Consider the following 20,660-nt stretch of genomic DNA (forward strand, 5'->3'; position numbering starts at 1 on the left):
AAACAGGGGCCGAGGCGGCAAGCCCGGCCCGGGGCCGAGAGAAGAGGAGGGGGCTCGCGTGTCGTTGCTGGAGAACATCCGCGGTCCGCGCGACCTGAAGGCGCTGGACGGCGAAGACCTGACCGAACTGGCCGAGGAGATCCGCCACTTCCTGGTGCACGCCGTGGCCAGGACCGGAGGACATCTCGGACCCAACCTCGGCGTGGTGGAGCTCTCCATCGCACTGCACCGCGCCTTCGACTCCCCGGCCGACCGCATCCTGTGGGACACCGGCCACCAGTCGTACGTGCACAAGCTCCTCACCGGCCGCCAGGACTTCTCCAAGCTGCGCGGCAAGGGCGGACTCTCCGGCTATCCCTCGCGCGACGAGTCCGAGCACGACGTCATCGAGAACAGCCACGCCTCCACCGTGCTCGGCTGGGCCGACGGCCTCGCCAAGGCCAACCAGGTGCTCGGCCGCTGGAACCGCCACGTCGTCGCCGTCATCGGCGACGGCGCCCTCACCGGAGGCATGGCGTGGGAGGCGCTCAACAACATAGCCGCCGCCCGCGACAGGCCGCTGATCATCGTCGTCAACGACAACGAACGCAGCTACGCGCCCACCATCGGCGGCCTCGCCGACCACCTCGCCACCCTCCGCACCACCGACGGCTACGAACGCTTCCTGTCCTGGGGCAAGGACGCCGTCCAGGGGCTGCCCGTCGTGGGCAAGCCGCTCTACGAATCGCTGCACGGCGCGAAGAAGGGCTTCAAGGACGCCTTCGCCCCGCAGGGCATGTTCGAGGACCTCGGACTGAAGTACCTCGGGCCGATCGACGGGCACGACATCGAGGCCGTCGAATCGGCGCTGCGCCGGGCCAAGCGCTTCCACGGCCCCGTCCTCGTCCACTGCCGCACCGAGAAGGGCCGCGGCTACAAGCCCGCCCTGGAGGACGAGGCGGACCGCTTCCACACCGTCGGCGTGATGAACTCGCTCACCGGTGAGCCCCTGGCCGTCTCCTCCGGCCGGTCCTGGACCTCGGTCTTCGGCGACGAGATGCTCAAGATCGGCGCCGAGCGGCCCGACGTGGTGGCGATCACCGCCGCGATGCTCCACCCCGTGGGCCTGACCCGGTTCGCCGAGGCGTACCCGGACCGCGTGTGGGACGTCGGGATCGCGGAGCAGCACGCGGCGACGTCGGCGGCCGGTCTGGCGACGGGTGGTCTGCACCCGGTCTTCGCGGTGTACGCCACCTTCCTCAACCGGGCCTTCGACCAGGTGCTGATGGACGTGGCGCTGCACAAGTGCGGTGTCACCTTCGTCCTGGACCGGGCGGGCGTCACCGGCACCGACGGTGCCTCCCACAACGGCATGTGGGACATGTCGATCCTCCAGGTCGTCCCCGGCCTGCGGATCGCCGCGCCCCGCGACGCCGACCAGCTCCGTGCGCAGCTGCGCGAGGCCATGGACGTCGGCGACGCCCCGACCGTCATCCGCTTCCCCAAGGAGACCGTGGGCGAGCCCGTCCCGGCCCTCGGCCGGGTCGGCGGCATGGACGTGATCGCCCGCACCGGCACCACCGAGCCGGAGGTGCTGCTCGTCGCCGTCGGCACCATGGCCCAGGTCTGCCTCCAGGCGGCCGACCTGCTCGCCGCCCGCGGCACCCCTTGCACCGTCGTCGACCCACGCTGGGTCAAGCCCGTCGACGCGGCCCTGCCCGCCCTCGCCGAACGGCACCGGATCGTCGCCGTGGTCGAGGACAACAGCCGCACCGGCGGCGTCGGCTGGGCCGTCGCCCAGGCCCTGCGCGACGCCGAGACCGACGTCCCCGTGCGCACCTTCGGCATCCCCGAGCAGTTCCTGCCCCACGCCAAGCGCGGCGAGGTCCTGGCCGACCTGGGCCTCACCCCCGCCGAGATCGCCGGCCGGATCAGCGCCGCCCTGGCCCGTAAGGAGGCCGCGGCGGCGGACCCGGCCTGTAAGGAGAACAAGGAGAACAACGCATGACACCCGACGGCACCGACGGCGCGAAGGGATTCGACCTCACCCGGCTCCTCGCCGAGCGCGGCGGCGAGCGCTACGAGCTCCACGCCCGCCACCTCAACCACCAACTGCCCCGCATGCTGCACACCATCGGCTTCGACAAGGTCTACGAACGGGCCGAAGGGGCCTACTTCTGGGACGCCGACGGGCAGGACTACCTCGACATGCTCGCCGGCTTCGGGGTGATGGGCGTCGGCCGCCACCACCCCGTGGTCCGCAAGGCCCTGCACGACGTCCTCGACGCCTCGCTCGCCGACCTCACCCGCTTCGACTGCCAGCCGCTGCCCGGCCTCCTCGCCGAGAAGCTGCTGTCGTACACCCCGCACCTGGACCGGGTCTTCTTCGGCAACAGCGGCACCGAAGCCGTCGAGACCGCGCTGAAGTTCGCCCGCTACGCCACCGGGCGGCCACGGATCCTCTACTGCGCGCACGCCTTCCACGGCCTGACGACGGGCTCGCTGTCCGTCAACGGCGAGGACGGCTTCCGTGACGGCTTCGCCCCGCTGCTGCCCGACACCGCGATCCCGCTCGGCGACCTCGACGCCCTGGAGAGGGAGCTGCGCCGCGGTGACGTGGCCGCCTTCGTCGTCGAACCCATCCAGGGCAAGGGCGTCCACGAACCACCGCCCGGGTTCCTCCGCCAGGCGCAGGAATTGCTGCGCCGGCACAAGGCCCTGCTCATCGCCGACGAGGTGCAGACCGGCATCGGCCGCACCGGCGACTTCTACGCCTACCAGCACGAGGAGGGCGTCGAGCCGGACCTGGTGTGCGTCGCCAAGGCGCTGTCCGGCGGTTATGTGCCCGTCGGCGCGACCCTCGGCAAGGACTGGATCTTCAAGAAGGTCTACTCCTCCATGGACCGGGTGCTGGTCCACTCGGCCAGCTTCGGCTCCAACGCCCAGGCCATGGCCGCGGGCCTCGCGGTGCTGTCCGTCATGGAGGACGCCCGGATCGTGGCCAACGCCCGGCACACGGGCGACCTGCTGCGGACGCGGCTGGCGGCGCTGGTCGACAAGTACGAGCTGCTGCACGACGTGCGCGGCCGCGGCCTGATGATCGGCATCGAGTTCGGCAAGCCCCGCTCACTGGGCCTGCGCAGCCGCTGGGCGATGCTCCAGGCCGCCCGCAAGGGCCTGTTCGCCCAGATGGTCGTGGCCCCGCTGCTCCAGAAGCACCGCATCCTCACCCAGGTCTCCGGCGACCACCTGGAGGTCATCAAGCTCATCCCGCCACTGATCATCGGCGAACCCGAGGTGGACCGCTTCGTGACCGCGTTCACAGCCGTCATGGACGACGCCCACGCGGGCGGCGGTCTGATGTGGGACTTCGGGCGGACGTTGGTCAAACAGGCGGTGGCGAACCGCTGAGAAACCTTCGCGGGGCATGGCACGGATCCACGGGGCCCGTCCGGCACACCGGCAGCGCGTCCTGCCGCTCAGCCGGCGGCGTGGGCGCGCGTGTCGCGCCGTGACACGGCGATGTAGCCGACGAATCCGACGATCGCGACCGTCCACGCGAGCGTGACCGGCGCCAGCCCCAGGCCGAGGCCGCCGCGGGTGCGGTCGAGCGCCATCCAGTCGGCGAGGGAGGCGCCGAGGGGCCGGGTGATGACGTACGCCGTCCAGAAGGCGGTCACCGCGTTCAGGGCGCCGAAGCGATGTGTCAGAGCGGGCATGCAGATGGCGACCGCGAAGAGGGCGACCGACCCGAGATAGCCGAAGCCGGCGGTGGCGGTGAGGTCGCCCGCGGCGGTGCCGAGGGCGAAGGTGGCGAGAACGGCCGCCCAGTAGAACGCTTCACGGCGGCGGGTGCGGACGCTGTGGATGGACAGCGTCCGCTCACTCGCGTACCAGAGGACGAAGACCGCGGCCAGTACGGCGAGGAAGGCCGGGGCCGACGCGGCGTACGGCACGCCGAGGCCGACATGCAGGACGTCGGCGGCCATGGTGCCGAACACGCTGACCATGACGACGGCGGTCCAGTAGGCCCAGGCGACGTATCGGCGAAGAGTGAACTGCACCGCCAGGGAGGTCACCAGGGCCAGGCCGCCGAGCGCGACCGCCGGTATGGGGCCGAGCAGCCGGGCCAGGAGGTCCGACGCCGTCTCGCCCATGCCGGTGGTCAGTACCTTGATGATCCAGAAGTAGACGGTCACCTCCGGCACCTTGTTCGCCATCCGGCGTACAGGGACGAGGGGGCGGTCGTCGAGGAGGTGCGCTGCGGTCATGATCCGCACCCTTGCACTCCGAGCCTGAATACAACCTGAACAGCGTGGGGCGCTCGTCGGCAGCCGGTCACCCCGCGGGCAGGCTGACCAGGAAGCGTGCTCCGGGCGTCCGCCCGGGGTCGTGGGACACCTCGCCGCCGGCGGCGCGGGCCAAGCGCCGCGCGAGCGGCAGCCCGAGGCCCGCGCCGTCGTGCCCGTCGTCGGGGTCGGCCCGGCGGCCGGGCTGGAAGAGGTCGTCGACGAACGCCTCCGGCACGCCGGGGCCGTCGTCGGTGACGTCGATGCGTACGCCGCCGGGCAGCTGCCGCGCGGACACGGTCACCGTGGAACGGGCGTACCGGACCGCGTTGGTCAGCAGCGGGCCGACGATGCGTTCGAGGAGAGCGGGCGCGACGCCGGCCTCCAGCTCCGGATCCGTCACGTCGACGACGGTTGTCACCCGTTTCCGCGCGTCGAGGTTCCCGACGAGCCGGTGCAGGACGGGTGCGACGGCAGCGGCACCGGGGGCCGTGGTGGCGTTCCGCGCGCCCTCGCGGGCATCGTTCAGCAGCGTGTCGCAGATGGTGTGCATGGACCGGGCCGCCTCGGCGATCACCTCGTGGGTGGCACGGGTCTCGGCGGCGGAGCGGGGCCGGGCCCGCCACCAGTCCAGCTCGACGATGATCCGGGTGAGCGGGGTGCGCAGTTCGTGGGACAGCTCGCCGGTCAGCTGCTGCTCGTGGCGCAGCACGGTGCGGATCCGGTTCAGCAGCGCGTCCAACGAGGCGCCCAGGCGGGCGAGTTCGGCCGGATGGTGCTCCGCGCCGAAGCGTTCGTCGGAGCCGACGGCGCTCCACTGGGCGGCCTGGTCGGTCATGGTCCGCACGGGGCGCAGCGCCCGCCCGACGGCCAGGCGGGTCAGCGCGTAGGTGCACGCGAGCATGACGGCGTCCAGGATCAGCGAACCCAGCAGCAGGGTGTCCGCCGAGTTGCGGTACGGGGCGAGATCCAGCGCCGTGACGACAGTGGCGGCGCTGCGGTGGCCTGGCACGGGCCGCGAGCAAAGGCGGACGGAGCGGGGGTTTTCGCCCTCGACGGTCGTGCAGACCTCCTTCCCCGGCGCGGCGAGCCGGTCGGCGGCCCGGGTCAGGGTGCCGTCGGGCGCGGTGGAGGGCGGCTTCTCCACCAGCCGTGTCCCGGCGTAGATCCACACGTTCGCGTCGAGGAGGCGGTCGTTGACGGTTTCCAGCACCCGCGCCTGGGGACCGCTGGTGTCGATGGTCGTGGCGACGGCGGCCGCGCGGTTGCTCAGTTCGTCGTCCGCTTGGTGCTGCAGGTGCCGATCCATCACGGTGTTGAACGCCACGGTCAGGACGGTCATCAGGAGCGCGGCGGTGGTCAGCGCCACGAGGGAGAGCCGGCCGCGCAGGGTGCGGGGGGCCGGCCGCCGCAGGACACGGTTCATGACAGCCGGTGTCCGACCCCGCGCGCCGTCGTGAGGCTCAGGTCGCTGCCGCCCTCGCGCAGTTTGCGGCGCAGCCGGCTCAGGTACTGGTCCAGAGTGTTGTCGCTGACCTGTGCGCCGTCCGGCCAGGCGCCCCTGACCAGGTCGCGGCGGCGCACGATGCCGCCGCCCGCGGCCACGAGCGTGGCCAGGAGACGGAACTCCGTCGGGGACAGACCGATGTGGACTTCGCCGACCCTCGCACTGTGCTGTGTCGCGTCCAGGACCAGATCTCCGGCCGTGGCCACGGCCGGTGTCCCGGCGCGTTTGAGGGCGGCCCGCAGCCGGGCGACGAGTTCGGCGAGGTGGAACGGCTTGGGCAGATAGTCGTCGGCCCCGGCGGAGAATCCGGACAGCCGGTCGGTGAGGTGATGGCGGGCCGTGAGGAAGATGATCGGGGCGGCGAACCCGTTGGCGCGCATGGCCTGGCAGACGTCCCTGCCGTCCGCGTCGGGCAGCCCGACGTCCAGGACGACCGCGGCGATGCCGGCGGTGGTCAGTCGCAGGGCGGTGGCGCCGTCGGGGGCGAGCACGGGCTCGAAGTCCTCGTCGGACAGGCCGCGGCGCAGCACGTCACGCAGGGCGTGATCGTCCTCGACGACAAGGATCTTGTGGCGCATGGTCCTCCGACGGATCTTCACGGATCTGCCCGCTTGCCCGCCGATGAGCATGGGGAGCAGCAGTGCGGCCGCACGCCGTGACAGGGTGCGGGGCGGTGGTGGTCTCGCGTGCACCGCACGTACGGGCGGTGCTCGGCGGACGGCCGGGGGCCGTCGGCCGGTCCGGCACAGGATACGGCGGTTCGTCCGGAGAAGCAGACTCGGCCGGACGCTGGTCGGACAGGCGGTGGCGAACCGCTGAGAAACCTTCGCAGGGCATGTCACGGATCCACGGGGCCCGTCCGTCGTACGGGCAGAAGCGACCGCACCCATGGAGGCCCGCATGCCCCGCGTATCCCTCGAACCCGAGCGCACCACCCTCGTCCGCCTGATCCGGTGGTACTGCAAGCGCAGCTACGGCAAGGTCCTCGACCCGGTGACGGCCACCGCGCACAACGCGCGGGTCGTGCTCGCCACCAGCGGGTTCGAGTTGGCGGTGGCCCGGTGGAAGAGGCTCGACCCGCAGCTCAAGGCGCTGGCGGTGATGGCTTCGGCCGCGTCCATCGGCTGCTCGTGGTGCATGGACTTCGGCTACTGGGAACACCACCGGCACGGCATGGCGCCCGAGAAGCTGCGCGACGTGCCCCGCTGGCGCGAGAGCGAGGCCTACACCCCGCTGGAGCGGGACGTCATGGAGTACGCCGAGGCGATGTCCGCCACCCCGCCCACCGTCACGGACGAACTGGTGGAGAGGCTGCGGAAGCACCTCGACGACGCCGAGCTGGTCGAGCTGACCGCGATGGTCGCGGTGGAGAACCTCCGCTCACGCACCAACGCCGCGCTCGGCCTGACCAGTCAGGGCTTCAAGGAGACGTGTGAGATCCGGCCTTGAGGGCGGGCGCGGGTTCCGGGCTCAGAAGCCGCCGCCGCATCCCCCGCCGTACCCCGAGTGCGAACCGCAGGCGGGGCCGTGGGACGAGCACGTCGGGAAGGCGCACATCGCCCCGTAGCCGTTCGTGGAGCCTCCACCACCGTTTCCGGAGGACTCGCTCGCCCGCTCGGGCTTCGCCGCCCGGAGCAACTGGTCGCGCAGGACGCTGTCCGGGAGGGCCGAGGGGCCTTCGAGGGCGACCTTGCCCGGGGCCCCGCAGGGGTGTTCGGCCCGCGCCGCCCGGCGGCCCGCCGGGGTCGCCCTCGACCACCGGACGCGGACCGCCAGGCGCAGCGCGACTCCGCAGGCCACGCACGCGAGGAGGGCGCACGGCACGGGGTACGTGCGCGTGGCGAGGAGCAGCGCCGACGCCATGAGGGCGGCCGCGGTCAGGCCCGCCGTGTGCAGCCGCTCGGCCCGGCGGCCGGCCGCGTCCGGTCCGGGGGGCGCGAGCAGGCCCCCGCTCACCAGCGCCGACTGGATGTCGCGTACGGCCGGTGCGCGCAGCAGCGCCATCCGCGCGCCGCGCATGGTGCAGAACCAGCGGTCACCGCAGCACTTGAGCAGGGCGCGCTCGACCGGGTCGTACGTGACGGGGCTGAGCACCTTGATCAGGCCGTCGGTGGTCGCCGTGATCCGCCCGTCGTCGTCCATCACGGTGATCACCGTCTCCGCGACCCGCAGCGGACCGCCCGTCAGGCACGCCACCTCCAGCAGGCCCGGTGTGCCGCTCCCGGTGCGCGTCGGCGCGATCGCCCGGCGGCGCGACCGGACCAGCAGGGCCGAGGGGAGGGCGACGGTGGCCGCCGCGACGGCGAGTGCGATTGCCCATGCGGTGATCATGCTGTCACGTGCCTTTCGCGGAACGCGGTGTCGGGCGGACGGGACGGGGTGCGGCACGCGGCCGGAGGGCCCGTACGGCCGCGGCGAGCCGGCTCCGCGGCGGCCGCGGCGCCGCGCGCCAGTCGGCCAGGCGACGGCGGGGCCCGGGGGCGCGGGGGAGGCCGGCGGCCAGGAGGTGGTCGGCGAAGGCCGCGGCGTCGCGGTGGTATCCGCCGGTGAGGGGCCGGGTGCGGGCGTAGGCGAGGAAGAGGCCGCGGAACTCCTCGCCCGGGGCGGCGGGGAGGCCGGGCGCGGCCCTGGCTACGGTGTCCGCCCGCTTGGCGAGCAGTATCCGGCGCTGCACGTCGAGTTGTGCCCGGTCGAAGCCCCGCGGCGGCGGGCCGCCCGCGACGAGCGCGGCCAGCAGGGCGGCCTGGTCCCGGGCGAGGCGGGTGCGGGCCTGCTCCAGGCCGGAGTCAGACACGGCCGGGGCCCGGGGTCACCACGGCGCGTACGGCCGCGAGTTCCGCAGTGAGCTCGTCCGGGCCCGGGAAGCGGTCGTCGCGCTCCAGCAGGACGCCGGGTGGCTCGGCGCGGGCGTACAGCTCGGCGAGCAGGCCCAGCACCGGCGGGGGTACGGGGTGGGCGTGCGTGTCGTACCAGATGCCGTCGGCCTTCACGCCCCCGGCGACATGGACGTAGGCGACGGCCTCCAGGGGGAGGGCGTCCAGCGTCTCGGCGGGGTCCTGGCCCAGATTGACGTGGTTGGTGTGGAGGTTGGCCACGTCGACGACCAGCCCGACCCCGGTGCGCTCGACCACCTCGGCGAGGAACTGACCCTCCGTGAACTCCTCGCCGGGCCAGCGCAGGCAGGCGGCGACGTTCTCCAGGGCGAGGGGCACGGGCAGGAACTGCCGGGCCAGGCGGATGTTCGCGCAGATGACGTCGAGCGCGTCGCGCGTGCGGGGCACGGGCAGCAGGTGCCCGGCCTCCATGCGGGGCGTGCCGGTCCGCGGGCCTCCCGCGCGCACGGTCGCGAGGTGCTCGGTGACGAGCGGCGCGCCGAGCGCTTCGGCGCGCTCGGCGAGGGCGGCCAGCCGCGCGAGGTCGGGGCGGTCCGCGTCACCGAGCCCCAGGGTGACGCCGTGCGGGACGACGGGGACGCCACGGGCACACAACTGCCTTACGGGGCGGGGGAGGTGGGCGGGGTCGATGTTCTCCGCGACGGCCTCCACCCAGTCGGGAGGCGGGAGCCGGGCGAGGGTGTCGGCGAGCTCGGGCCGCCAGCCGATGCCCGTGCCGAGATTGCGCATGGGCCCACCCCCGTGTCCCCGCGCGCCCGAAATGGCCGCGTAAAGGGCTGATGCCCCGCGCTCGGGCGGCTCAACCGGGAATTTCCCCCGGCCCGCCCCCGCTTTCCAGCTGCGGGCCCGTCGGCGCCTGCGGCGGTGTCCTCAATCTCCCCCAGCTACCGCTGGGGGTGCCCCCAACTGGCTGAATCTCGCGAACCGTGGCCCTTGGTCTGCGGGCCGCAGGTTTTACGGGCCACGGTCCGCACAACAGCCTGTCCGGCGTTTGAGGACACGCCCGAAGGGCGTTCCGCCACAGACGGCCCGGAGCTGTCGACGCCCCGCCGACAGGCTAAGGCTTCTGCCCCACCCCGCCGTAGAAGATCGTGCTGTTGAGCTCCTCCGCGCTCGGCACCGGGCCGTCCGGGCGCCACAGCGGCACCCGCACCAGGCCCGGGTCCTGGAGCGCGAAGTCGCCGAAGAGCGGCTCGATCGCCGTACGGTCCCGCAGGTTCAGGGCCGCGGTCGCGTTCTTGTACGTGCCGAGCACGCTGTCCCGCGCCTTGACGTCCGTATAGCCGCCCGCGTAGCCCTCGTACGGCTCGGCGGTCGCGTGGGAGAGCACCAGGCGGCTGCCGGAGGGGAGCGCGGCGCCGAGCGTGGCGACGAGGCCGGCCGGGTCCTCCTCGTCCTTCACGAAGTGCAGGACGGCCACCAGCAGCAGGGCCACCGGCTCGGTGAAGTCGATGAGTTCGCGCACGACCGGGTGGGCGAGGACGGCCTCCGGCTCGCGCACGTCACCGAGGACGAACGCGGCCTGCCCGGCGCCGGTGAGCTTCGCGCCGGCGTGGGTCGCCACGATCGGGTCGTTGTCGATGTACGCGACCCGGACGTCCGCGGCGGTCTCGCGGGCCACCTCGTGGGTGTTCGGCGAGGTGGGAATTCCGGTGCCGATGTCGATGATCTGGCGGATTCCGTCGCGCACGCAGTCCCGCACGGCGCGGCGGAGAAAGGCGCGGTTGGCGCGGGCGGAGAGCCGCACCTGCGGGTGCACCTGGATGACGTGTTCCGCGGCCTGCCGGTCGACCTCGTAGTTGTCCCAGCCACCGAGGTAGTAGTCGTACATGCGCGCGGGATGCGGCCTGCTGGTGTCTATTTCCTCGGCCGAGAAACCCCGCTCGCTCACACCGTGCTCATTCATTCGCAGCTCACACTCGTTCCCGCGAGGAGGAAGTCGGCCTGGCCGGCCTTCGCTCCTCTGATGAAGCTTTCGATTTCGTGGTGCGTATAGATCAGGGCCGGGCCTTCCGGATCGGTGGACTGGCGCAGGGCGACCCGGCCGTCCCCCAGCCGCATGGCCTCGACGCAACTTCCCCCGTTGCCGCCGCTCCACGGCTTGCTCCACCCCTCGGTGCCGAGGTCGGTGGCAGGCATGCCGTTGTATATGCGATCCATGGTTCAGATCTCCTTACGAATGCCACCGAGGACGGCCTTGGTGGTGTGTGCCGGCGCGGCCTGCGCGCACATGCGGTCCAGCGCTTCCAGAAAGGCCGAGACATCGTCGCGCTGGTCGAAGTAGGAGGCCCCGACCAGGTTTTCCGCGTAGGCGATGTCCGGCAGTTCGGCGAGCGGGAACCGGAAGATATGGAACGGTCCGTACATCGCCGGGTGTGGCCCGGCGGCGAACGGCATGATCTGGAGCCGGACGTTCGGCAGTTCGGTCGCGTCCATGAGCCGGGCGATCTGCGCGCGCATGATGTCCGACCCGCCGCCGATGGGCCTGCGCAGCACGGTCTCGTCCATCACCACCCAGAGCAGCGGCGCGCCGTCCTGGGTGAGCAGCGACTGGCGCTGCCTGCGGACGGTGACCGCCCGGTCGATGTCGGCGGCGGGCGCGTGCGGCATTCCGGCGCGGAGCACGGCGCGCGCGTATTCCTCGGTCTGCAACAGCCCGGGGACGTAGTGCGGTTCGTACGCGCGAATGAGGTTGGCCTCTCCTTCGAGGCTCACGAAGGCGCTGAACCATTCGGGGAGGACGTCGCGGAATCGGTGCCACCAGCCGGGGCGGTTGGCCTCGCGGGCGAGGGAGAGGAAGCTCTCGACCTCTTCCGGCTCGGCGACGCCGTAGACACACAGCAACTTCTCCACATAGGGGAGCTTCAGGCCGACTTCGGCCTTCTCCATTCTGCGGATCGTGGCATGGGTCACATCGAGGGCGCGGCCCGCGTCCTCATAGGACAGCCCGGCCTTCTCCCGGAGGTCCTGAAGTCGTTTGCCGAGTACGACCCGAAGGACGGTCGGGGCGCCTGTCGGCCGCGCGTCCGCCACTGTTGTTCCCCCTCCGTGCCGTCAGCTGCTGTCATATGCCCGCAGTGTGCCATGCGCCCCCCGGAGCACACAGACTGCCCTGACGATTCTGCAAATTACAGATTGAACCTTGCCACACATGACCGGCATCGCACATAGTTGCGGAGTGGTCCCCTCCCATGACGCACCTTCGCTCGGACGCTACGGCAGTTCCATGGCCGCGCGTCTTCAGGACGCCTTTCACTTCCCGGCTCTCAACACCTCGGTGGCGGAGGCGCGCAGACGAGTCGCCGCGCAGCTGCGGGAGTGGGGGATCGACGAAGTGGCGTGCGACGACGCCCAATTGGTGGTGTCGGAACTCGTCACCAACGCCGTCCGGCACACGGACAGCGAGAAGGTCAGCTGTCAACTGCGCCTGAGCGGCGCGCACGTACGGATAGAGGTCACCGACCAGGGGCACGCCTCGACGGAGCCGCGGGCGCGGTGCAGCGGCGCGGACGAGGAGAGCGGGCGCGGGCTGCTGCTGGTCGGTGTGCTGTCGAAGGCGTGGGGGGTCCGGCCCGACGACAGTGGCCGTGGCCGTGTCGTCTGGGCCGACCTGCCGCACCGGCGGCTCCCCCACTGACCCGCCGGGTCGACTACAGCGGCAGGAGGTCGGGCCGCTTGGGCTCCACATGGTCCCCCGAGGACTCGCCGCGCAGCCGGCGGCCGATCCACGGCACCAGGTGCTCGCGCGCCCAGTGGATGTTGTCCCGGCGCACCTCGGCGGGGGAGCGCTGCCCTTCGTCGGGCCACGCCTGGTCCGGGTCGGCGGGCACCTCGAGGCCCAGCACCTGGGCGGCGCGCAGCGCGACGCGCGTGTGTCCGTCCGGCGACAGGTGGAGGCGGTCGTCGCTCCAGGCCCGCCGGTCCTGCACCGAGCGCAGCGACCACAGGTCGAGGACCGGGCAGTCGTGCCGGTCGGCGATGGCGCGGACGTGGGCGGTGTAGGTCGCGATCTTGCCCCGCAGGTGGCGCAGGACCGGGATGCCGCGGGTGTCGAAGCCGGTGCACAGCAACACCGTGCCGACCGAACCGGCGAGGTCCGCGACGGCCGCCTCGTAGCGCGCGGCCACGTCGTCGGGGTCGCTGCCCGGCCGCAGGATGTCGTTGCCCCCGGCGCAGAACGTCACGAGCTCCGGGCTGAGCTCCTTCGCCCGGGGCACCTGCTCCTCCACGATCTGGTCGAGGAGGCGGCCGCGGACGGCGAGGTTGGCGTACCGGAAGTCGTGTTCGGCGCGCTGGTCGGAGAGGAGTACCGCCAGCCGGTCGGCCCAGCCGATGAAGGCGTCGTCCGGCCCCGGATCCCCGACGCCCTCGGTGAAGCTGTCCCCGACGGCTGCGTACGACCCGATCGTGCTCTTGCTGAATGCTTGCGAATCGTCTGCCACGTCAGCACATCTTTCACCTTCCGGAGTGACTTACGCCACCGTAACCAGGGGTTGACGTGCAGTGATGTATCCCACCCCGGCAAAATCGGCTCAAGCGGAATACGTCGGCGCGGGTGCCCGCGACAGCTGATGGCCCGTACGGCGGTTGTCGTAAAGTCGGTCAGTCGCCTCGTCGACGAACAGCGTCGACGGCCGAACCCGGGAGCGCCCGTGACGCAGACGCCGCATGTCCCGTCCACCCAGCCCGAGCCGGCGGGGGTCCGCAACTTCCGCGATCTGGGCGGCCTTCCGGCCGCCGACGGGCGGCGCGTACGGCCCGGCGTCCTCTTCCGCAGCGGCCATCTCGCCCACGCGACCGAGGAGGACCGGAGCTTCCTCGGCACGCTGGGCCTGCACACGGTCTTCGACTTCCGCAACGCCGCCGACATCGAGCTCGACGGCCCCGACGCCGAGTTGCTCGGCGTACGGAACGTCAACATCCCCCTCAGCGACCCCGCGTACGGCGTCGAGTTCTGGAAACTCGTCCGCGCCGGGGACCTGGAACGGGTGCGGGAGGTGATGGACGGCACGAGGGGCGTGGACCGGATGTGTACGAGCTACCGCGAGATCATCACCACCCGCACCGCCGAGCACGGCCGCGTCCTGCGCATGGTCGCCGAGGACGCCGTGCCCGTCCTGATGCACTGCGCCGCCGGGAAGGACCGGGCGGGGCTGGCCATCGCGATCACCCTGCTCGCGCTCGGGGTGCCGCGCGACGTCATCGAGGCGGACTACCTGGAGTCGAACGCGCCCCACCGGCGCTACCGGATGCGGCAGCCGCGACCGGCGGAGCCGCCGGAGATCACGGCGCTGCTCTCGCCGATGTTCGAGGCGCGCGCGGAGTACCTCGCCGCGGCGTTCGCGGCGATCGAGGAGACGTGGGGCACGGCCGACCGCTATCTCGCCGAGGGCCTCGGGATCACCGGGCCGACGCGGGAGCGGCTGCGGGGGCGGCTGCTCACGCATTAGGCCTGTCCGGCGGATCGCTGCGGGGCGTCCGGCGCTGGACGACACCGCCGCGCAGCGGTAGTGCGCGGACGACACCACCCGCACTCGACCACAAGATCCGCCGGGCAGGCCGTAGGCCCGCGCGGGCGCCGACCTACGCTGGCGGTATGGACGACGCGCTCTTCCCCCGCCCCCGGGCCGAGATCGCCCCGGGCGCCGTCCACCTGCCCGGCTGGCTGACCCCCGCCGCGCAGGCGCGCACGCTCGCCGCCTGCCGGGAGTGGGCCAGGCCGCCCGCCGGGCTGCGGACCGTGCGGATGCCGGGCGGCGGGGAGATGTCCGTACGGACGGTCTGCCTCGGCTGGCACTGGTTCCCCTACGGCTACGCCCGCGCCGTCGTCGACGGCGCGCCCGTGAAGCCGTTCCCGCCCTGGCTGGGCGAGCTCGCGCGGGCGGCCGTCGCCGACGCCTACGGCACGGCGGCGGCCGACGTGCCCCCGTACGACATCGCCCTCGTGAACTTCTATGGCCCCGGCGCGAAGATGGGCATGCACCAGGACCGCGACGAGAAGGCCGACGCGCCGGTGGTCTCGCTCAGTCTCGGGGACGCCTGCGTCTTCCGGTTCGGCGGCGCGAGCGGCCGTGACCGGCCCTGGACGGACGTCGAGCTGCGCAGCGGTGACCTCTTCGTCTTCGGCGGTCCGGCGCGCCGGGCCTTCCACGGTGTGCCCCGCACCCTGCCGGACACCGCGCCGCCCGCGCTCGGGCTGTCGGGGCGGCTGAACATCACCCTCCGGGTGAGCGGGCTCTGAGCCGCGCCGCACGGGGCATGTGCACTGGGCATGTTCATGAAAAAATCGCGTGCGGCCGGGGCCTCGACCCTGCACAGTGGGGCACCGGGGGCGGCTTCCGCTGTCGCCGTCCGGGCCCCAATCGGGGGTGGGCCCGGGCGGCGGCACGCGGAGTTCGCGCGGGCGCGGCCCGGGCGTCGGGAGGGGGTCACCGGCCGCCGGCCGTCCCGGGCGGATAATGACGTGATCTGCCCGCTTCTCCCTGGAGGTGCCGTGACCGGCTTCCGCCCGAAAAGCTCACCGCTCGACGCTCTGCGCCCGGCCGCGTTCGGGGCGGATCCTTCCGGGGAGCGGATGGAGCGCATCCGGCGGTCTCCGAACTTCGCCGACGGGGTGTTCACCAACCCCGTGGCCGCCGACCGCACCCCCTCGGGCTCCCTGCTGAAGTTCCTGCCGACCTACTTCCGCAAGGAGGAGCGGGCCCGCCGCACACCCGCCGGCACGGTGCCCGTCCACCCCACGACCATCGCCGACCTGGCCGTTCCCGCCGCCTCCGGGCTGCGGCTGACCTGGCTGGGGCACTCCAGCGTGCTCGCCGAGATCGACGGCCACCGGGTGCTGTTCGACCCCGTGTGGTCGGAGCGCTGTTCGCCGTTCGCGTTCGCCGGGCCCAGGCGGCTGCACCCGGTGCCGGTGCCGCTGGCCGAGATCGGGCGGCTGGACGTGGTGGTCATCTCCCATGACCACTACGACCACTTGGACATGGCGACGGTCAGGGCCCTGGCCCGTACGGGCGTCCGCTTCGCCGTACCGCTGGGCGTCGGCGCCCACTTGGAGCACTGGGGCGTCAGGCCCGACCGGGTGACCGAGCTGGACTGGCACGAGTCGACCGTGGTGGGCGGCCTCACCCTCACCGCCACCCCCGCACGGCACTTCTGCGGCCGGGCGCTGCGCAACACCCAGCACACCCTGTGGGCTTCGTGGGTGGTGGCCGGTCCCGAGCACCGTGTCTTCCACAGCGGGGACACCGGTTACTTCCCGGGCTTCACGGACATCGGCGCCCAGTACGGGCCGTTCGACGCGACGATGGTGCAGATCGGTGCCTATAGCGAGTTTTGGCCAGACATTCATATGACGCCTGAAGAGGGCATGCGGGCCCATCTCGACCTCCAGGGCGAGGCCGCGCGGGGTGTCATGCTGCCCATCCACTGGGGCACCTTCAACCTCGCGCCGCACTCGTGGGAAGAGCCCGTCGAGGGTTCGGTCACCGCAGCTCAGCTGCATGGCGCGCGGGTCGCCACGCCGCGGCCCGGGCAGCCCTTCGAGCCCGCGGGCGCGCTGCCGTCCGACCCGTGGTGGCGGCCGATCGCGCTCCACCCGGCCGCGGTCCGGCCCGTGCCGGTGCGGGAGCGGGCGGACGGTGCGGAGGCCACCGTGGGGGCGCCGTAGGGCGGTTGACTCCTGGTGCGGAAGTGGCGCGTTCCCGCTCTGATGTGTAACGCACCTCTTGTGACGGAAGTGGATCTCCCGCTTCAATGCCGGTCATTGGTTAGGAAACCTTCCTGACAACGACCGGGAGACGGAGAGCCACCGCATGCCCATACGCACCTCGAAGAGGACCAGTCGCATCGCCCTGCTCGGCCTGGCCGTGGCCGTCCCGGCCTCGCTCGCTCTCGCGGGCGTCGGCCAAGCGGCCGCCGTGTCCGGCGCCGCACCGGCCCCCGTCCGGATACAGGCCGACCGGGCCGGGGCCGGCCTGGAGGACCCGCACGCCAAGGACATCGCGATGCAACTGGTGGCCAGCGCGGAGAACTCCACGCTCAACTGGCGGGCGCAGTTCGCGTACATCGAGCCCTACGACGACGGCCGCGGCTACACCGGCGGCATCATCGGCTTCACCTCGGGCACCGGCGACATGCTCGAACTCGTCGAGGGCTACACCAAGACGAAGCCGGACAACCCGCTCGCGAAGTACCTCCCCGCCCTCCGCAAGGCCAACGGCAGCGACTCGCACGCCGGCCTCGGCAAGCCCTTCGAGGCCGCCTGGAAGAAGGCCGCCGAGGACAAGGCGTTCTGCGACGCCCAGGAAGTCCTCCGCGACCGCATGTACTTCGACCCCGCCGTCAAGCAGGCGAAGGCCGACGGCCTGCGCACCCTGGGCCAGTTCGTCTACTACGACGCGATCGTCATGCACGGCCCCGGCGACAGCAAGGACAGCTTCGGCGGCATCCGCAAGGCGGCCATGTCCAAGGCGAAGACCCCGGCCCAGGGCGGTGACGAGAAGGCCTACCTCAACGCCTTCTTCGACGCGCGCAAGAAGGTCATGAAGAAGGAGGAGGCGCACAGCGACACCAGCCGGGTCGACACCGAGCAGCGCGTCTTCCTCGACAACGGCAACTTCGACCTCCGCCCGCCGCTGAAGTGGAAGGTCTACGGCGACTCCTACCAGATCAACGAATAGCCGACGGCTCCCCGCGCGCCCCGTGGAGGGCGCGCGGGGCCGGGGCCGTCAGAAGTGCGGCAGCTCCATGTCGCAGCAGGAGTCGCGCCGCAACTGCCGCCCGACCTCAAGCCATTCGCTGTGCGAGCGCGCCGCGTGCGCCTGCCGGTCGCCCGCGCCGCCGTACGCCCCCACGAGATCCGCCTGCTCGAAGGGGATCCCGCCGCGCAGCACCGACACCGTCCGCACGAGCGTGTCGAAGTCCGTGAACGGGTCACCGTCCACGATCGTCACATCGGCCAGCTTCCCGGCCTCCAGCGTGCCCAGCTCCCGCTCCGCGCCGAACACCCGCGCGGGCAGGACCGTCGCCGTCCGCAGCGCCTGCGCCGGCGACAGCCCGTAGCGGTGCAGGGCCCGCAGTCCCAGGTGCAGGGACAGCCCGATCGGCACCAGAGGCGCGTCCGTGCCCAGGGCGACGATCCCGCCGCCGGACAGGACCCGGCGGTAGACGTCGATCTCCCGCTCCAGCGTGGTCAGCTGGTCCGCCGTCGGCGCGGCCGCCGCGGTCGCGCGCACGACGGCCGCGTCCCACGGCGGCATCAGCTCCGTCACCCGGGGATCCTCCGCCAGCGCCGGGGTCTCGCCGATCAGCGGCACCGAGGTGAAGATCGTGGCGATCATGTGGAAGTCGGTACCGGTGTAGATCTCCACCAGGTCCTCGTACGCCCGGCCCGTCGCCGTCGTCGCGTGCCCGAACTCCAGGCGCTGCGTGGCCTGGAGATGGGTCGTCAGGTCCTGGCCCAGCTGCACCCCGGGAGAGCAGAGGTGGCTGCCCGCCCGCACCCCGAGCCGGTCGTGGGCGTACCGCGCGGCCTCCTCCATCACCCAACCGGGCGCGCGCACATACGTCTTGACGAAGTCCCAGCCGAGCCCGGCTCCCCGGTCCAGCGACCTCCGCAAGCCGTCGCGGGTGCGGTGCGCGCGGCCCATGCTGTACGCGACCCGCGCCCCGTCCAGCAGCTCGCCGGTCGCCAGCAGACGGGGCCCGGCCAGTGCCCCCGACGCCACCGCCTCGCGGATCCGGGCCTGTTCATAGGCGAAGCCGCCGAGCGAGACCGCCGTGGTGATGCCGTACGCCAGCTGGAGCGCCGTCTGCCGCCCGCCGTAAGTGCTCTGCCACGGGTGCGTGTGCGCGTCCCACAGCCCCGGGAGCACCGTGTGCCCCGACGCGTCGACCGCGCGCAGGGCGGGGCGCCGGGACCGGTGCGGCTCCACGGCGGCGATCCGGCCGTCGCGCACCACGACGTCGACGTCCTCGCGCACCGCCTCGCCCGTCCCGTCCCAGAACCTCCCGGCGTGCACGACGGTGTCCGCGGGGGTCGGCCGCCGGTAGTCGAGCGGGACCGGGACCGTACGGGCCGACCCGCCCGCCACGTCCAGCAGCCGCAGCCGCCCCGACGACAGGTACAGGATGTGCCGTGAGTCCGCGGACCACGACGGATGGTCGGCCGCCTCGTCCGTCAGCCGGCGCGGCTCGTCGTCGGGCGTCCCGTCGGCGCGCACGGGCAGCAGCCACAGCGCCGACTCGTGGATCACGGCCATGTGCCGGCCGTCCGGCGACCAGACGGGGCCGGAGTCGTAGCGGTCGGCGAGCGAGGCGTGCGGGGCGATGGCGTGGAGGCGGCCGCGGCCGTCGGCGGTGTCGAGCACCCGGATGAGGTTGTAGCCCTCGCGGAACCGCTGGTTGAGCCGATTGCGGTCGCACAGCGCGACGTAGCGGCCGTCGGGCGACCAACTCGGTCTGCCGGGCAGCCCGCCCGCGCCCAGCGGCGCCGCGAGCACCCGGTCCGTGCCGGCGGCGAGATCGCGCACCACGAGATTGCCCGACATGTCCAGGCTCGCCAGCCGCGTCCCGTCCGGCGAGAGCGCGGGGAGGACGCGGCCACCGCCGGCCAGCAGGGTCTCCTCGCCGGAGGCGAGGTCGCGGCGGCGCACGGCGAGCAGCCCGTCGCGGTCGTCGCTGTAGACCAGCGACTTCCCGTCGCGGGTCCAGGCCGGCGCGAGCAGATAGCGGGTGGCCGCCGCGCTCGTGACCCTGCGCGGCCGCCCGCCGGAAACGTCCGCGATCCACAGGGAGTTGAGCGCCACGAACGCCACCTGCCGGGCGTCGGGCGACAGCGCGGGCAGATGCACGGCACGCGCCTTGTGCACACCGCCGACCTCGAAGTCGTACCGCTTGAGTTTGTAACGGGGCCGGTCCAGCGCCAGCTTCGCGGTGAAGGGGATCGTGGCGACCGCCGCGGCGGCCTTGCTGTCCGCCGGTCCGGGCCGGATGATCCGGAACTGGCCGCTCACCGTGAGGAGCAGCTCGTCCCGCGACACCCACCGCGGGGGTACGGGCTCCACGTCACCCTCGACCGCCACGGCCGCACCGTCCACCACGAGCGTGCAGGACGCGGCGGGCGCCGCCGTCGTGCGCAGATAGGCCAGTGTGCCGCCCGGCGAGACGGCCGGGGTCATCACTTGCGCGGCGGCCGTCTCGGTGTGCTCGGTACGCACCGGCCCCTGGCCGTCGGACGCCACCGACACGACCGTACGCGCCTCCAGCACGCCCGCCGCGACGCGCCCGCGGACGAACCACAGCCGCTTGCCGTCCGGCGACCACACCGGGTCGAAGTCCTCCCACGCGCCGTCCTGCAACGGCCCGTCCTGCCCGGCCAGGCCGCTGATCCGGGTGAGCGCGCGCGTCCGCACGTCCACCACCCACACGCGGTACGGGCTCCCGGCCACCGGGTCGCCGCCACGCTCGGAGGCGAACGCGATCCGCGTGCCGTCCGGCGACCACGCGGGCCCGCGGTCGTCCCACGGCCCGTCCGTGAGCTGCCGCAGCCCGGAGCCGTCGGGCCGCAGCGTCCAGAGGTGGAAGCCGCCGCCGCGGTAGGCGCAGACGGCGAGCGTCCTGCCGTCGGGGGAGTGGACGGGGCGGGTGGGTTCGAGATCGGCGGGCGTGATCGCCACGGCGTCGCCACCCGCGCGGGGGAGGGACCACAGGACGTTCTGCACCTCGGCGATCAGCCGGTCACCGGCCGGGGACAGGGACGCGGAGCCGTTGGTGGCGGCGGTGAAGGACAGGGCGGCGCGCGGCGCGTGGGGGGCCGCCGCGGCGGCCGCGTCGGCGGGGAGCGTGGCGGCGACGCCCGCCGCCGCGGCGGTACCGGCCGCGGCTTGCAGGAATCTGCGCCGGGAGAGCGCGGAGAGGGAGGGCGCGGGTGCGCCGGCCGGGCCGGGGGTGTCCAACTGTCCTCCTGGGGCGGGGGATTTGCGGTGATGC

At 72.8% G+C, this 20,660-nt stretch carries 17 protein-coding genes and 1 pseudogene; 8 read left to right on the forward strand and 10 right to left on the reverse strand.

The window, feature by feature from the left end:
• The first annotated feature begins 58 nt into the window (after window positions 1–58).
• Together dxs and AB0435_RS06875 are read left to right on the forward strand one after the other, a co-directional pair.
• Entirely contained in the window at window positions 59–1,987 is a 1,929-nt protein-coding gene (dxs, locus tag AB0435_RS06870; protein ID WP_366426383.1) for a 1-deoxy-D-xylulose-5-phosphate synthase, read from the forward strand.
• Window positions 1,984–3,390 carry an aspartate aminotransferase family protein gene (locus tag AB0435_RS06875; RefSeq protein ID WP_366003847.1) on the forward strand — a complete coding sequence of 469 codons (1,407 nt, stop codon included), beginning with the start codon at window positions 1,984–1,986 and terminating at the stop codon, window positions 3,388–3,390. The genes dxs and AB0435_RS06875 overlap by 4 nt, the downstream gene beginning before the upstream one ends.
• A 68-nt stretch (window positions 3,391–3,458) precedes the next feature.
• Here the strand turns inward: AB0435_RS06875 and AB0435_RS06880 are convergent, their stop codons facing one another.
• The 3 genes from AB0435_RS06880 to AB0435_RS06890 form a co-directional block, all read right to left on the reverse strand.
• Window positions 3,459–4,250 (reverse strand): hypothetical protein, encoded by a 792-nt coding sequence (locus tag AB0435_RS06880; RefSeq protein ID WP_366003846.1) that lies wholly within the window; start codon window positions 4,248–4,250, stop codon window positions 3,459–3,461.
• 67 nt (window positions 4,251–4,317) lie between these two features.
• Window positions 4,318–5,694 (reverse strand): HAMP domain-containing sensor histidine kinase, encoded by a 1,377-nt coding sequence (locus AB0435_RS06885; RefSeq protein ID WP_366003845.1) that lies wholly within the window; start codon window positions 5,692–5,694, stop codon window positions 4,318–4,320.
• The gene (locus AB0435_RS06890; protein ID WP_366426384.1) at window positions 5,691–6,353 is read right to left on the reverse strand and encodes a response regulator transcription factor; all 663 of its coding nucleotides are present in this window, start codon (window positions 6,351–6,353) and stop codon (window positions 5,691–5,693) included. The genes AB0435_RS06885 and AB0435_RS06890 overlap by 4 nt, the downstream gene beginning before the upstream one ends.
• Before the next feature lie 322 nt (window positions 6,354–6,675).
• On the opposite strand from AB0435_RS06890, the gene AB0435_RS06895 reads away from it, so the two are divergent.
• A complete protein-coding gene (locus AB0435_RS06895; RefSeq protein WP_366003843.1) occupies window positions 6,676–7,224 on the forward strand; it encodes a carboxymuconolactone decarboxylase family protein in 549 nt (182 codons plus the stop codon).
• 21 nt (window positions 7,225–7,245) lie between these two features.
• Here AB0435_RS06895 and AB0435_RS06900 read toward each other — a convergent pair whose 3' ends face one another.
• The 5 genes and pseudogenes from AB0435_RS06900 to AB0435_RS06920 all read right to left on the reverse strand — a co-directional run bounded on the left by AB0435_RS06900 (window position 7,246) and on the right by AB0435_RS06920 (window position 11,702).
• The gene (locus AB0435_RS06900; protein WP_366426385.1) at window positions 7,246–8,106 is read right to left on the reverse strand and encodes a TIGR04222 domain-containing membrane protein; all 861 of its coding nucleotides are present in this window, start codon (window positions 8,104–8,106) and stop codon (window positions 7,246–7,248) included.
• Between the two features lie 4 nt (window positions 8,107–8,110).
• A pseudogene (locus tag AB0435_RS06905) lies at window positions 8,111–9,398 on the reverse strand (DUF692 domain-containing protein).
• A 328-nt stretch (window positions 9,399–9,726) separates the two neighbouring features.
• Complete coding sequence (locus tag AB0435_RS06910) at window positions 9,727–10,575, reverse strand: SAM-dependent methyltransferase (RefSeq protein ID WP_366003839.1); 849 nt, start codon at window positions 10,573–10,575, stop codon at window positions 9,727–9,729.
• A complete protein-coding gene (locus tag AB0435_RS06915; protein WP_116214726.1) occupies window positions 10,572–10,829 on the reverse strand; it encodes a DUF397 domain-containing protein in 258 nt (85 codons plus the stop codon). Before AB0435_RS06915 ends, AB0435_RS06910 begins: the two co-directional genes overlap by 4 nt.
• 3 nt (window positions 10,830–10,832) lie before the next feature.
• Complete coding sequence (locus tag AB0435_RS06920; protein WP_366003838.1) at window positions 10,833–11,702, reverse strand: helix-turn-helix transcriptional regulator; 870 nt, start codon at window positions 11,700–11,702, stop codon at window positions 10,833–10,835.
• 193 nt (window positions 11,703–11,895) lie between these two features.
• On the opposite strand from AB0435_RS06920, the gene AB0435_RS06925 reads away from it, so the two are divergent.
• The gene (locus AB0435_RS06925) at window positions 11,896–12,306 is read left to right on the forward strand and encodes an ATP-binding protein (RefSeq protein ID WP_366003837.1); all 411 of its coding nucleotides are present in this window, start codon (window positions 11,896–11,898) and stop codon (window positions 12,304–12,306) included.
• 13 nt (window positions 12,307–12,319) lie between these two features.
• On the opposite strand, the gene AB0435_RS06930 is transcribed toward AB0435_RS06925, so the two are convergent.
• On the reverse strand, window positions 12,320–13,111 hold the full coding sequence (locus AB0435_RS06930; RefSeq protein ID WP_366003836.1) for an SGNH/GDSL hydrolase family protein: 792 nt from the start codon (window positions 13,109–13,111) through the stop codon (window positions 12,320–12,322).
• Window positions 13,112–13,321: 210 nt separating this feature from the next.
• On the opposite strand from AB0435_RS06930, the gene AB0435_RS06935 reads away from it, so the two are divergent.
• From AB0435_RS06935 to AB0435_RS06950, 4 genes are all read left to right on the forward strand, one after another.
• Entirely contained in the window at window positions 13,322–14,119 is a 798-nt protein-coding gene (locus AB0435_RS06935) for a tyrosine-protein phosphatase (RefSeq protein ID WP_366003835.1), read from the forward strand.
• A gap of 146 nt (window positions 14,120–14,265) precedes the next feature.
• Entirely contained in the window at window positions 14,266–14,910 is a 645-nt protein-coding gene (locus AB0435_RS06940) for an alpha-ketoglutarate-dependent dioxygenase AlkB (RefSeq protein WP_366003834.1), read from the forward strand.
• Window positions 14,911–15,162: 252 nt separating this feature from the next.
• On the forward strand, window positions 15,163–16,338 hold the full coding sequence (locus AB0435_RS06945) for an MBL fold metallo-hydrolase (RefSeq protein WP_366003833.1): 1,176 nt from the start codon (window positions 15,163–15,165) through the stop codon (window positions 16,336–16,338).
• 145 nt (window positions 16,339–16,483) lie between these two features.
• Window positions 16,484–17,350, forward strand: coding sequence for a chitosanase (locus AB0435_RS06950; RefSeq protein ID WP_366003832.1), 867 nt, complete (start codon window positions 16,484–16,486; stop codon window positions 17,348–17,350).
• 48 nt (window positions 17,351–17,398) lie between these two features.
• Here the strand turns inward: AB0435_RS06950 and AB0435_RS06955 are convergent, their stop codons facing one another.
• Complete coding sequence (locus AB0435_RS06955; protein WP_366426386.1) at window positions 17,399–20,626, reverse strand: amidohydrolase family protein; 3,228 nt, start codon at window positions 20,624–20,626, stop codon at window positions 17,399–17,401.
• Between the last annotated feature and the right edge of the window lie 34 nt (window positions 20,627–20,660).

The sequence above is a fragment of the Streptomyces sp. NPDC051173 genome, assembly GCF_040689515.1.
Taxonomy (GTDB): Bacteria; Actinomycetota; Actinomycetes; order Streptomycetales; family Streptomycetaceae; genus Streptomyces.